General features: G+C 68.2%; 10 protein-coding genes, 1 tRNA gene, 1 pseudogene and 1 CRISPR repeat array. Of the genes and pseudogenes, 3 read left to right on the top strand and 9 right to left on the bottom strand.

The window, feature by feature from the left end; all coding sequences use genetic code 11:
- Positions 1–82: 82 nt before the first annotated feature.
- From FPZ12_RS23890 to FPZ12_RS23870, 7 genes and pseudogenes are all read right to left on the bottom strand, one after another.
- Entirely contained in the window at positions 83–916 is an 834-nt protein-coding gene (locus FPZ12_RS23890) for a CRISPR-associated endonuclease Cas3'' (RefSeq protein WP_166462875.1), read from the bottom strand.
- 588 nt (positions 917–1,504) lie between these two features.
- Positions 1,505–2,816: a CRISPR direct-repeat array (repeat unit 28 nt; unit sequence GGACCACCCCCGCTCGCGCGGGGAAGAC).
- A gap of 717 nt (positions 2,817–3,533) precedes the next feature.
- Complete coding sequence (locus FPZ12_RS45685) at positions 3,534–3,692, bottom strand: hypothetical protein (protein ID WP_166462874.1); 159 nt, start codon at positions 3,690–3,692, stop codon at positions 3,534–3,536.
- Between the two features lie 86 nt (positions 3,693–3,778).
- A complete protein-coding gene (locus FPZ12_RS23885) occupies positions 3,779–5,335 on the bottom strand; it encodes an EF-Tu/IF-2/RF-3 family GTPase (RefSeq protein WP_243769992.1) in 1,557 nt (518 codons plus the stop codon).
- A gap of 85 nt (positions 5,336–5,420) precedes the next feature.
- Positions 5,421–5,702 (bottom strand): annotated as a pseudogene (locus tag FPZ12_RS46555) (GTP-binding protein); the annotation flags it as partial.
- 349 nt (positions 5,703–6,051) lie between these two features.
- Positions 6,052–6,333, bottom strand: coding sequence for a hypothetical protein (locus FPZ12_RS23880; protein ID WP_243769991.1), 282 nt, complete (start codon positions 6,331–6,333; stop codon positions 6,052–6,054).
- A gap of 131 nt (positions 6,334–6,464) precedes the next feature.
- The gene (locus tag FPZ12_RS23875; RefSeq protein WP_144751679.1) at positions 6,465–7,457 is read right to left on the bottom strand and encodes a tyrosine-type recombinase/integrase; all 993 of its coding nucleotides are present in this window, start codon (positions 7,455–7,457) and stop codon (positions 6,465–6,467) included.
- Between the two features lie 112 nt (positions 7,458–7,569).
- Positions 7,570–7,643, bottom strand: a tRNA-Pro gene (locus FPZ12_RS23870).
- Between the two features lie 155 nt (positions 7,644–7,798).
- Between FPZ12_RS23870 and FPZ12_RS23865 the strand changes: the two genes are divergently transcribed.
- Both FPZ12_RS23865 and FPZ12_RS23860 read left to right on the top strand, forming a co-directional pair.
- Complete coding sequence (locus FPZ12_RS23865; RefSeq protein WP_144751676.1) at positions 7,799–9,034, top strand: glycosyltransferase family 87 protein; 1,236 nt, start codon at positions 7,799–7,801, stop codon at positions 9,032–9,034.
- Positions 9,034–10,203 carry a hypothetical protein gene (locus FPZ12_RS23860; RefSeq protein WP_243769990.1) on the top strand — a complete coding sequence of 390 codons (1,170 nt, stop codon included), beginning with the start codon at positions 9,034–9,036 and terminating at the stop codon, positions 10,201–10,203. Before FPZ12_RS23865 ends, FPZ12_RS23860 begins: the two co-directional genes overlap by 1 nt.
- Positions 10,204–10,217: 14 nt before the next feature.
- Here the strand turns inward: FPZ12_RS23860 and FPZ12_RS23855 are convergent, their stop codons facing one another.
- Positions 10,218–10,865 carry a TetR/AcrR family transcriptional regulator gene (locus tag FPZ12_RS23855; RefSeq protein ID WP_144751673.1) on the bottom strand — a complete coding sequence of 216 codons (648 nt, stop codon included), beginning with the start codon at positions 10,863–10,865 and terminating at the stop codon, positions 10,218–10,220.
- 106 nt (positions 10,866–10,971) lie between these two features.
- Between FPZ12_RS23855 and FPZ12_RS23850 the strand changes: the two genes are divergently transcribed.
- Positions 10,972–12,375: a cytochrome P450 gene (locus FPZ12_RS23850; RefSeq protein ID WP_144751670.1), complete on the top strand. Its 1,404-nt coding sequence runs from the start codon at positions 10,972–10,974 to the stop codon at positions 12,373–12,375.
- A gap of 28 nt (positions 12,376–12,403) precedes the next feature.
- On the opposite strand, the gene FPZ12_RS23845 is transcribed toward FPZ12_RS23850, so the two are convergent.
- Positions 12,404–13,000 carry a hypothetical protein gene (locus tag FPZ12_RS23845; protein WP_144751667.1) on the bottom strand — a complete coding sequence of 199 codons (597 nt, stop codon included), beginning with the start codon at positions 12,998–13,000 and terminating at the stop codon, positions 12,404–12,406.
- Between the last annotated feature and the right edge of the window lies 1 nt (position 13,001).

The raw sequence follows: 13,001 nt of genomic DNA, 5'->3' as shown, positions 1-13,001 counted from the left end.
TGACAGAGAATTATCGTGCTAAAACTATCCGTGACAAGACGGCGGGTTCGCGCGGTGTCGATCAGCTCGCGACTGCGTTGGGTCAGCAGAGTGGCGGGCGGGAGTGCAACTCGGTACTCGACTGTGGCGGAAACAAGTCCGTGTTCGAGGCAATCCAGTCGGCCATGATGACGATTCCAGTCAACAACACGGCTGCGGGCCGGCTCAGCCGTACGCCGGCCAGGGAGGCCAACCGCTCACGCCCGCCCAAGCGGTCGGTGGCGAACTCCAGCATCTGTGCCCGTGCCTGTGCCCACGGCCCTGTGCCTGCCAAATGGGAGAACTGGCGTACTTCCGCGAGCTGCGTCTGTTCCGGGGCAATCCCGTGGTGACTGGCCACAATGGACGCCAACCCCGAGGCCAGCCCCCGACGCGGGAACCCGGCTTCGCTGGACAGCCAATCCCGAACGGCCGCGAAGCCAACCAAAGAATGCGTGATCCGCGCGCGATGCGGATCCACCGCCAGCAACGGCGACACGACCAAACCGGCGTCGCGCATCCGGTCCGCGAGAGAGCCGACCTGGACAGCGAAGGCGGGCGACAGCTTGCCCACATCGTGAACCCCAGCCAGCCAGCGCGCCAGTAAACGCGCATCGTCCCGGCCCTGGGGAAGATCCTCCGCAATCAAGTCCACCACTTGGTGGGAAACCCACCGATCGACCAGCAACCCGGCGACCGCACCGCTGTCCACCGAGTGCTGCCACAACGGCAACCATCCGGTCACGCCCGACTCAGGGGCGAAGAACGACTTCGCCCACGCCGACAGCCAGCTGTCCTCGTCGGCCTCAACGCCCAGAACCCCCGTCACGCTGAACCCGATCGCGATCTGGGCGCGCGCCGTTACACCGGCGCCGGACCAACCGACCGCGGAGGTCAACAGGCAGCCCGACGGCTATCGGAACCGGGGCGAGCCGGCGATTCAGCGGGCCGGTGCTTAAAGGGTGTTTGGAGGGGCTACGAAGTTGGAGCCGTCGTAAGCGAAGTGGCGCGCAGAACCCGCTCGCGTGGGGACAACGACGACGCAGCCTTCCGGCCATTGCCGACGCGAGACCATCCCCGCTCGCGCGGGGACAACCACTGCCCGGACGCTGAGCTGGGGCAAGGGTGACCACTCCCGGCTCACGCTGGGCCAACCCACCTGCGGAAACAGGTGGGGCGTTCATTTTGGACCACCCGGCTCGCGGGGACAACGATGCTTCGCTCCATCGAAAACGGCGACCTGGCGGACCACCGCCGCTCGCGCGGGGACGACGACCATGGAAGATCGGTCCGCCCGATCCTGACCGGACCACCCCCGCGCGCGCGAGGACGACCACCACACCGGCCGGGTTCTGGCGGACCTCCAGGGGCCACCCCCGTTCGCGCGGGGACGACTGATCTCTGGGGAGGTACTCAAACCCTCCGTGCGGACCCCCTGCTCGCGCGGGGAGCACCGCTCAAGGTCCACACCCGCCGGGCGATCAATGGGACCACCCCCGCTCGCGCGGGGACGACTGAAGTTCGCGCCTCGGGGGGACTTCCGGCCGCGGACCACCCCCGCTCGCGCGGGGAAGACCGACGAGGACGCCCTCGACGATTCCGAAGGCCGGGACCACCCCCGCTCACGGGGGGAAGACGCGAACTTTGACTTCACCACCTCGATAGCGACGGGACCACCCCCGCTCGCGCGGGGAAGACGTGTCCACATCAGCCTTGCCTTTGACGTCAACCGGACCACCCCCGCTCGCGCGGGGAAGACTGGACGGCTCGGGCGACTCGCTCATCTACTTCGGGACCACCCCCGCTCGCGCGGGGAAGACATCGAGCTCGCCGGCCCCGTCGTGTTCGATGGCGGACCACCCCCGCTCGCGCGGGGAAGACTCCCCGGCACGGTCCCACGCTGGCGGCAAGAGCGGACCACCCCCGCTCGCGCGGGGAAGACATCAACGCGATTACGGTTGGGATCGCACTCGCGGGACCACCCCCGCTCGCGCGGGGAAGACCTCGAGGACCAGAAACGCCGCTACCCCAGGCGGGGACCACCCCCGCTCGCGCGGGGAAGACAGCGGCGGCGGAGTTCTGCGCGTCCTCCAAAGCGGACCACCCCCGCTCGCGCGGGGAAGACTCCGAGGCATCGAATGGTGACGCCGCGGCAAGCGGACCACCCCCGCTCGCACGGGGAAGACCTTCTCGAACTCTGCCAAAACCACTTCCCGGAGGGACCACCCCCGCTCGCGCGGGGAAGACGAGATCGTTGAGCACGAGGAAGACTCCACGCCCGGACCACCCCCGCTCGCGCGGGGAAGACTGAGACGCCCCACGAGTTCCGGATGCGCACCAGGGACCACCCCCGCTCGCGCGGGGAAGACGCGGGCGACTGGACCACGGATCCGGTCGCGTACGGACCACCCCCGCTCGCGCGGGGAAGACTCCCCTGTGTCATGGCCTTTCCCGTTCCTCAGCGGACCACCCCCGCTCGCGCGGGGAAGACGCCCTTGAAGATCGGCCGGGCGTGCTTCGAGCCGGACCACCCCCGCTCGCGCGGGGAAGACTAAGGGAGTCGACCCCACTTGGCTACGAAGGTCGGACCACCCCCGCTCGCGCGGGGAAGACGGCAACCTGGAAGACGATCGGCATGTCCCGCGGGGACCACCCCCGCTCGCGCGGGGAAGACTAGAGCACGGGAGGTAATGGGTGGCTGGCTCAGGGACCACCCCCGCTCGCGCGGGGAAGACGCTTTTCACAGCTACGTCGTTCTCGCTGCAACGTTGGACCACCCCCGCTCGCGCGGGGAAGACACTTCTTGAGCAGGCGTTTTCTGGGTGGAAACAGTGTTTTCAATGTTCTGGTGTTGCGGGATCAAATTATGGACCCTACGTGCGTCGCGGGTAAGAATACCTGCGGCGAACTGGACTCCTTGCTGGTGCGTGCTCGGCCTGGGCGGTTGACAGGCGGTTTCGTGAAACACGATGCCAACAGGCACCTGTGGCCGCACTCAAGCCGTCGAGTTTTCTGCCGAGGCATCCTCGCGGGTCATCGATTACGGAAAGTAACGGTTGTGTAGGCGGTGATGCTCGCAGCGATGCGGGCCATTCACTGCTCATCCCCCTGCAGCGATGACGGTTCCCCGCTGTCGGCGAACCCCTCGGGGACAGTCGTCCGTGGCGATCGGTTTCAGTATCCGCCGCCGCGGACTGACAAAATCCGTCGAGGAGCGGAGGTTTCGTGACAGAGCCAGCGTTACCATCGGTCCCGCGAAAACAAGGGCTGAGCAAGATCCTCCGCTCCGGGGATTTTCGCTTAGCGGTGGCCGTTCCCGCTTTGGGAGCGGAGTGTCTGGGATTGATCTTCAGGTCCACCGGAGCGATGTCGGGCTTGTAGTTGGCGGTCGCCTCGTACTCCAGCCGTAGCTCGTGGTGTTGTCTGCGCCAGGCTGAGGAGCGCAGTCGATGCGCGAGCGGGCTGTCCAGCCTGCGATTCCGCACATGTCGGTCCTTTCCGCTGTGAGGACCGGGTCAGCCGCGCTCGCGCAGCTGCTTGTTGATCTCGGCGAGCAGCAGCCGCGGGGTCTTCGAGCCGGTGACTGCGGAGTCGCCGACCGCGATGCCGAAGTCCGCGCCCGCGCTGTCGCGGAGCAGGTCGAGCAGATGGTCCAGGGTCTTCGGGACGGCCATCGGTGGGTGCTTACAACCGGCTCCGAGTGCGCCGGCGACCGTCGTGTCCTCTGTGGGCAGACAGGTCGGAGCGCGACAGCCCCGGCTCAGCGCGGTTCCGGTGTGCTGGCCAGCCGTCGCGGCGGCGGGCCGGGGACCGGCTGGTATCCGCTGATCTCTGTGGTCGGCAGGCCCTCTCCGTGGGACAGGCGGGGCAGTTGCTGCTCGAACTGGTGCACCTGCCCGGTTGGCAGCGTGCCGCTCAACTCTGCCCGGTGGCCGCGGATTCTCGACTCGGTCACCTGGCCGCCGCGGTCGACCAGTTTGGATAGGGTCGCGTTGACGGTGTCGGCGGGCAGTTCCAGCTCGAAGCGGCTGATCGGTTCCAGGACTTCGGTGCCGGCCAGGTGCAGTGCTTCGCGCAAGGCGAGCGGTGTCACCTGGCGGAAATCGCCTGCCGCGCTGATCGGGCTGAAGTACGCGGTGCGGGTGACGGTCACCGCGATGTCCACCACCTCCCAGCCGTAGAGGCCGCGCAACAGGGCCGCTTCGGTGGCTTCCGCGATACCTTTGTGGAACGACAGCGGTAGGTCGCCGAGTTCGACGTCGAGGCCGAACGTCAAGCTGGAGCCGGGGGCGCCGGGGCCGACCCGCAGGCCGAGGGTGGCGAAGAAGGGGTTGCGGCCGTCGTTCATCGCCCACAGCGAATCGCCGGTGCCGACCGGGCGTTCCACGCAGACCGTCTGCGTGCCGGTGAACTCGATGTCAAGCCCGCGTTGCGCGGCAAGGGTTTCCCGGATGACCTCCTTCTGCACCTCGCCGTAGAGCCGCACGGTGATCTGCCGCGTCTCGTCGTCCTGCCGGACGGTGATCAGTGGGTCCTGTTCGGCGAGCTCCCGCAGCCCGGCGAACAGTGCCGGGGTATCGACGTTGTGCACCGGCCGGACCACCGTTTCCAGGCTGGGCGGCTGGAAATACGCCACTTCGGCGCGCTGGTCGGCCGCGCCGATGGTGTCGCCGACGCGGATCTCCTTGAGGCCGCTGACTTTCGCGATCTGCCCGGCACCCGCCCGGGCCTCGGCGGTGTCGTGGCCGTGCGAGAACACCCGCACCGCGGTGACTTTCGCGTCGTCGGTCAGCAGGCCGCTCGGGCTGGGCCGGTGGTACCGGATGTGGTCGCGCGCGCCGAGTTCGCCGGAAAACACCCGGACGTAGGCGATCTTGTCGTTGGCCCGGCCCCGTTCGATTTTGAACACCCGGGCCCGCAGCTGGTCGTCCGGGATTGGTTTCGCGGTGCCGGCGAGGAATTCCCGGATGCCGGCGGTCAGGTCGGCCACCCCGGCCCCGGAGCGCGCCGATCCGAAGTAGACCGGCGACACCAGGCCAAGCCGGGTCTGCCGGACCAGCTCCGCGCGGTGGTCCGCGGGTGTTAGCGCGGACTCGTCGTCCAGGTAAGCGGCCAGGAACGTGTCGCTGTGCTCGGCCAGCAGCTCGGTGAGCCCCGGCGGGGTTTCGCTGCCGCGCGGCCGGACGCGCGCGTCGGTGGTGCCGATGTCGTCGACTTCGGACATCGGCACGCAGGGCACGCCCAGCCGGTCGGTGAGCTCGTCGAGCAGGCTTGCGTCGCGGGCGCCGCCGCGGTCGACCTTGTTCGCGAACACCACGACCGGGATGTGCGACTGGCTCAGCGCGCATCAGCACGCGGGTCTGCGCTTGCAGGCCTTCGACCGCGGACACCACCAGCACCACGCCGTCCAGGACGCGCAGCGACCGCTCCACCTCGGCGATGAAATCCGGGTGGCCTGGCGTGTCGATGAGATTGACGTGCAGGTCGCCGATCCGGAACGACACCACCGCCGAACGGATGGTGATGCCGCGTCGGCGTTCCATGTCCATCGAGTCGGTCTAGGTGTCGCCGTCGTCGACCCTGCCGGGCCGGTCGATGACGCCGGCCTGGAACAGCAACTGCTCGGTGAGGCTGGTCTTACCGGCGTCTACGTGCGCCAGAATTCCGATATTCAGGTGATCCATGGATGAACGGCTCCAGTGCTGTCGAGAGTTCCTCAGGGCCCGGGAATTCGACAGAGCACCTCACGCCGTTCTCCTTTCACACGAGAATGTTCCGAACCTCACGCTAGCAGCAGATCCGCGATCCCGGACGGGTTCGCTCGAAGCAGTGTCGAGGGCGTCTTCCCAGTACTCCAGCCGGATTTTGTGAGGCGGCCCAGAGCTTGACCAAAGGGTGTCCAGCAAGCTGATCCCGCCTCTTCCTTGGACGCATTAACTCGACCTGATATGCTCGTCGGCGAGCTGGAAAAATGGTCGCGAGGACAGCGCTTGGCCTCATATAACTGGGGGTTTCCGGGTCCCGGGCCTGGTTTTATTTTTTGTTTTTCTTGTTGTGGCGGCGCAGCTGTCGTGAGCGAGCGCTGGCCCATGCGAGGCGGACGAAGTATGCGCTCCTGGCCGCGGCCGCACGCTGGGCCCGGGTTTCCGGAGGCAGCACACCGGCAGGATCAACCTGCTGCTCGAAGCGTGAGTCTGCGGAGCGGCGGGCGGGCTCGGTGCGGGCCGTGCGGTCGCTTGTGTTGGCCCAGGAACGGTAGGCGGCCATACGTGCCCGCATCGTGCGCTGGGCGGGCGTCAGCTTGGGTTTGGACATGATCCCAGCGCACCGTGGCGGTGTCACCGAAGCGCGGCGGGAGGTCGCCTTGCCTCGAGGGGCGTGGGAGGCACGGCGCTTGATCAGGTCGGGTGCGCGCGCCATGGGCACACGCACCCGAGCCTGTCTCGTCAGATCCGGTCGCCCAGTGCCAGGGTGCGGTGGGAGTGCTGGGCTCGCTGGGCGGCGGCGCTCTTGCCGTAGCGGCGAAGCATCTCCGGTGATGCCCACCCCATGATGGCCATCAGATCGCTTTCGTTGCCGCCTTGGAGCTGCCACTCGTGGGCGAGGGTGTGCCGGAACTGGTGGGCATGCACGCCGGGGATACCGGCCTCCCGGCCGCGGCGCCGGAGCATGATCTTGATGGCGTTGGGCGTCAGGGTGCGCCGCCCGCGCTGGGCGAGGAACAAGTGCGGAAGATCGGCCGCCTGATGGCGCCCTCGGACCCGCAGGTAGCGGGTCAGGGCCTGGCCGGTTTTGGCGCCGAAGGGTATGGCGCGGTACTTGTCCCCTTTGCCGTGGACGATCAGCAGGTCGCGCTGCATGTCCAGTTCGGACGTCAGGGCGCGCGACACCTCGGCCAGGCGCCCGCCGGTGTCGAACAGCAGCCGGATCAGGGCGGTGTCGCGGCGGGCCAGGAAGTCCTTGCCGGAGCAGGCATCCAGCAGCGCGCCAACCTGCTGATCGTCCAGCACGGACACCAGTTTCTCGGTGACCGAGGGCTGGTGCATCCGGTCCATCGGATGTGCCCGCATCTCGCCTTCGTCGACGAGGTAGCGGAAGAACTGCTGCAGTGCCTTGTATTTGTTCACGGCTGTCGACGCCGATCGCGTCTGCAGCATCCAGGTGATGAACCACTCGACGTGCCGGCGCTGCACATCGGTGGGGTCCTCGGCGGCGTCGGAGTCGTCCTCGCGGACCCGATGCCCGTTCTCCTCGATCACGCGGCGCAGCTCGTCGCCGCCGAGGAAGCCGCCGAGCTGGGTGACGGCGAGCTCGTAGTTGTAGCGGGTGGTCTCGGGGTGGTTGGCCGCGCGCAGGGCGCGGTCCCACTCCTCGACGTACGAACGCCAGATCTCCTGGCGGGGTCGCGGCAGACCCTGTTTGGTCAATTCTCGTCCCATGCGGGGATCCTCCAGTCAAGGTGTCACCGAGCGCTGTGCTGAGCTGGACGAACCGCCGCGAAACGAAAAAAGCGGGCTCCCACAGCTGTGAGCTGCGAGAACCCGCTGACCGTCGGGACGACAGGATTTGAACCTGCGACCCCTTGACCCCCAGTCAAGTGCGCTACCAAACTGCGCCACGTCCCGGCCGGCACCTCATCCCGTGAGGTGTTGCGAACAGCCTATAACGCCCCGTCAACGCGGTTTCAACCAGGGCCGCCCTCTGCCCGCCGCACGGCCGCTGCCTGCGGGAACACACCGCGGCGCGGCTGGGGAAACGCGAAGCTCTAGAGTGTCCCGCGATGCGTAAACACCTCCTGTGGGTCATCCCCGTGCTGTGCGCTGTGTGGCTCTTCTTCGCGTTCCGCGGGATGTTCACGGCCATGCCGACACGGCCCCAGATCGACCTCGAGGTCTACCGCTACGGGGTCCAGGCCTGGTGGGACGGCCACGACATGTACGGAGCGCTCCCGCCGGTCGCGAACGGCGCGGTGCTGCCCTTCGTGTACCCGCCGTTCGCGGTGCTCATCTTGAGTCCGTTCGTGCTGCTGCCGTGGGACGCGTCGGTGGTCACGCTTTACGTCATCAGCACCCTGTGCCTCGGCCTGGTGCTGTACCTCGTCTCGCGGGTTGCGTGGCCGAAGCTCGGGCGGAGCGGCGGCCTGCTCGTGGCCTGCGTCGCGCTGCCGGCGTCCGTCTTCCTCGAACCGGTCAGCCAGACCTACCAGTTCGGCCAGGTCAGCCTGATCATGATGGCCCTGGTCACGATCGACTGCCTCGCCGGGCGCACCCTGTGGCCGCGCGGGTTCGGGATCGGGCTGGCCGCCGCCATCAAGCTCACGCCCGCCGCGTTCATCCTCTTCTTCCTGGTTCGCCGGGACTACAAATCCGCGATCCGCGCCGGCATCACGTTCGTGGTCGCGGCGCTGATCGGGTTCATCACCGACTTCGACGCCTCCATCCAGTACTGGTTCAAGGGCGGCCTCTCCGGCGGCGGCGTCAGCGGCACGGCCTTCAAGACCAACCAGACGATCGAAGCCGTCTTCGTCCGCATGGGCCTCCCCGGCGCGGTCGAGAAGACGCTGTGGATCGTGGTCGTGCTGGCGCTGCTCGCGGTGGTCGCGGCGGCGATGCGCAGGTCGGGGCCGGCACTGGCGCTGATGGCCAACGCGGGCCTCGCGCTGCTGGTCTCGCCGACGTCCTGGTCCCACTACTACGTGTGGGTCGCGCCGACGCTGATGGTGATCATCGCGTACGGCGCGCGGCGGGCGTACGAGCGTTCCTGGCTCGCGGCGGCCTGGTTCGCGTGGGCGGTCCTCACGGCGGTGTTCTTCTGGCTCGCCCCGTTCCACCACCTGCCGGACACGGACTTCCCGATAGTGCACATCCACTGGGACTGGCCGCAGCAGCTGTCCGCGGCGACGTACCCGCTGGTCGGCGTCGCCCTGCTGCTCGCGTTCGCCATCCCGCGGCTGCGCACCCCGCGGCTGGAGCCGGACCTCCTCCCCGCGGACAAGCCCGTGAGCGCGAACGCCTGATGGTTTCGCGGCGCGCATTCCTGGCGCTGCCCGCCGGTGCGCTGGCGCTGGCCGCCGTCGGCTGCGACACCTCCACGCGATCCAGCCCCGCGCAACAGCCGACGACACCGCCGCAGGGAATTCTCGCGGCCAATTTCAACGGCGACCCCGGGCAGCTCAACGACGCCGAGCTGAAGAACGTTTCGGCGACCTGGCTGCGCGGGTTCTACGAAATGTCGGACGCGGACAAGGAAAACCCCGCCGAATCAGCCTCGATCAAGGCATTGTTGTCGGCGGCCCAGCGCGGTTACCGCACCGTTCTTTCGCTGAAATTCGTTTACTTCAAGCAAGCCATTCCCACGGCGGGCAGTGGCGCGATGGCGACCGCGTCGAGGCGGCTGGACGACGTCCTCGCCGCGGTGCTGGACAAGGTCGACATCCTGGTGATCGGCAACGAGCCGTTCATCGAATGCCAGGACGCCGACCGCGGCAGCGACCGGCTCAACGAGTTCTACGAAACCCTTGCGCGGCAAGCGATCGCCTACCGCGACCGGAACGGCGGCAAGACCCGGTTGTACATGGGCGCGCTCAACCACCTCGACCAGGCGGACTGGCGGACCGGCGCGACCGACCGCTGGATGACGTTCGTGCGCGACACCCAGGCCCTCGACGGCACCGACCTGCACCCGCACCTGCCCGACGTCGCGGCGGGCCAGGCCTACCTCGACTACGTGGTGCCGCGGCTCCGTGCCGGCCAGAAGTTCCTGGCGACGGAATTCTCCCTGGTGCTGTTCTGGAAAAAGCACCTCAAGGACCCGGTCGCCCCCGCGTTCGCGAAGAAATACGGGGTCGCGACGGGGACGCCGGTGTGGCAGGTGATCAAGAGCGCCATCGCGAACCCGTTCCCGCAGGAGAAGTGGACGGACTTCCTGTCGATGTCGCACTGGTTCTCGGCGAACCAGACCTTCCTTGCCGACCAGGTCAAGAAGTTCCGCGACACCGGGCGGCTCGCGGTGGCCGCCTACGGCATCGCCCAGGACACCCCGATGATCGACGGCTTCGGCCCGGATTCCCCGCCCTGGCTGCTGAACAGCCTGTTCTGCCCGTACACCGTGCAGGCGGCCGCGGACGGCCTGCCGGGGCAGACCACCCCGTGGGTCGACCAGTTCCGCGCGCTCCAGCAAGCGTGACGGTCTACAAAGGACTAAAGACGCGATAGGCGGTTAGCCAGCCGGGGCAGGCTTTCCGTGGTGGTGAGGGCGAATTCGGTGCACACGGCGATCAGTTCGTCGCGATCGCAGTCGAGGCCGCCGTCCAACCACACCAGCACCAGCTCGGCGAAGCCACCGGTGAGCACCAGCGACACGGCCTGCAGGACGCGCTCGTTCTCCTTCGGCACCAGCCCGCGGGTCTGCGTGACCATCGCTTCGGCCACCGCGCGCATCGCCGTGAACCGCCGCCGCATCAGGACTTCACTGCCATGCGCTTCGCTGAACGTGACCCGCGCCCGCCGGGGGTCGTCGGTGAGATCGGCGATCATCGTGCCCAGCGCCGCGCGTGTTTTCGCGGCCTGGTCGTCCGGCGCCGCGGCGACGGCGGCGAGCGTGCGGGTGAGCGCCGTTTCGACGATCTCGTCGTGCACGGCGGCCGCGAGCGCGTTCATGTCCTCGAAGCTCTCGTAGAAGAACCGGGGCCCCACATGGGCTTCCTCGCACACCGCGCGCACGGTGGCGGCGGACCAGCCCTGGTTGCCGATCACCTCGAGCGCCGCGTCCATCAGCCGGCGGCGCCGCTCGGCGCGCCGTTCGTCGGCGGTGGCTCCCCGGTAGACCCCGCGCACTGTCCGTGTCACGGCTGCCAGTCTGGCACAGCAATGAGGAATCACGTGTTTACGGATAACTGTGATTCCTGTTATGGTCCGGAACGGCTTCGCACTGGGCGGACGGAGGCGCACGGTCATGGTCACCGGGTTAGTGGACAAGGTCGGTTCGGCGCTCGGCAGGCTCGGCGAGAAATACCCGTCCCCCTCCCGTCCGCTGGCGGTGCCGCCGGCCGGTTCCGGCCTGCGCGCGGTGCCGGGTGACTACGGGCTTCCCTTGGTGGGGCACACGTTGTACGGGCTGACGAACGTGCTGGACTCCGCCCGCGAACGGTACGAGGAATACGGCCCGGTCGCGTGGTCGGGCATGCTCGGCACGAAGGTCGTCGGCGTGAACAGCCCGGACGGCATCGAGCGCGTGATGGCGAACCGCGACAAATCCTTCGGCAACACGGGGTTCTACGAGTACCTCATCGGCCCGTTCTTCCACCGCGGCCTGCTCCTGCTCGAATTCGAGGAGCACCTGGGGCACCGGCGCATCATGCAGGCCGCGTTCACCCGGCCGCGGCTGCAGGGCTACCTCGCCGCGATGAACCCGCGGATCCGCCGGGACCTCGGCGAATGGCGCCCTGGCCCACGTTTTCCGGTCTACACGGCGGCGAAACGGCTGACACTGGGAATCGCGACCGACGTGTTCGTCGGCGAGGTGGCTGGCCCGGAGCAGGCGCGGATCGAGCAGGCTTTCGTCGACGCCGTGCACGGCGGGCAGGCCCTCGTGCGGGCACCGGTGCCGGGCGGCACGTGGGCGCGCGGGCTACGCGGGCGCCGGATACTCGAGGAGTACTTCCGGACGCGGATTCAGTCCAAACGCGACGGTGACGGCGAGGACCTGTTCAGCGTGCTGTGCCGCGCCGAAGACGAGGACGGGCAGCGGTTCACCGACACCGACATCGTCAACCACATGATCTTCGTGCTGATGGCCGCGCACGACACCAGCACGATCACCCTCGCCATGATGGCCTACTACCTCGGCCGCCATCCGGAATGGCAGGATCGGGTCCGGGAAGAGTCGCTCGCGCTCGGCGAACCCGAGCTGGGCTACGACGATCTCGACCGCCTCCCGGCGCTGGACCAGGTGTTCAAGGAGACCCTGCGGATCAACGCGCCGGTGGGCTCGCTCTTCCGGCAGGCGGTCAAGGACACCGAGATCCTCGGCTACTACATCCCCAAGGGCACCAAGATCGGCGTGTCGGTCTACGCGATGCAGCGGATGGAACAGTGGTGGCCGGACGCCGACAAGTTCGACCCGGACCGGTTTTCCGCCGAACGCAAACCGGAACACCGGTTCGCGTGGTCGCCGTTCGGTGGCGGGGCGCACAAGTGCATCGGGCAGTTCTTCGGCGGGATGGAGGTCAAGGCCGTGATGCACCAGCTGCTGCAACGGTTTTCGTGGCGTGTGCCCGAGGGCTACGAGCCGCCGATGCGCTACGGCACCGGGCCGATGCCGACCGACGGCCTGCCGGTCGAGCTGCGCCCGCGGTGAACGGAAGGGACGCGGCGCTGAGGTTCGCTCAGATCGCGGGTGTGCGGCTGAGGAGTTCGACGAGGAAGTCGGCGGGCGGGCCGAGCGTTTCGACGTGGAGGCCGCCGCGTTCGGCGATGCTGACCCGCCTGCCCGCGAACCGCACCGGGTAGTACTGCGCGCGGGGATCGGCGAGCAGCCACTGGGCCACCGGCGGCGTCAGCACCGCGCGGGCGAAACCGGGATCGCCGGTACTCCCGTCGCGCTTGATTTCCAGCCAGGGCACGGAAATCGGGAGTTCGATGGAGATGACCGTGCGCTGGATCGTCCGGGGACGGCCGGCGCCCACCTCGTGCCACTGCCATTCGTGCGCGAAGATCCGGTAGCCGCGATGCCATCCGTACGCGGTGGCTGTGATCGTGTCGCGGTGCGCCGCCCCGAGCACGCGCGACGCCCCGCTCGGGTACGCGACGCGGATCCATTCGAGCGCTGTCTCGTCCGGCGGGCCCGGGGACCACGTGCCCAGTCCCCGCCACGGTTTGGTCACCTTGTCCTGCCGCCAGATTCTGCGCACCGGCACGAACAGCACCGCGCCGAGGACGAGGAGAGGCAGCACGATCGCGAGGACGACGACGAGGGTGACCACG

The sequence above is a fragment of the Amycolatopsis acidicola genome, assembly GCF_007713735.2.
Taxonomy (GTDB): Bacteria; Actinomycetota; Actinomycetes; order Mycobacteriales; family Pseudonocardiaceae; genus Amycolatopsis_E; species Amycolatopsis_E acidicola.
This window is presented reverse-complemented; position numbering and strand designations above follow the sequence as displayed.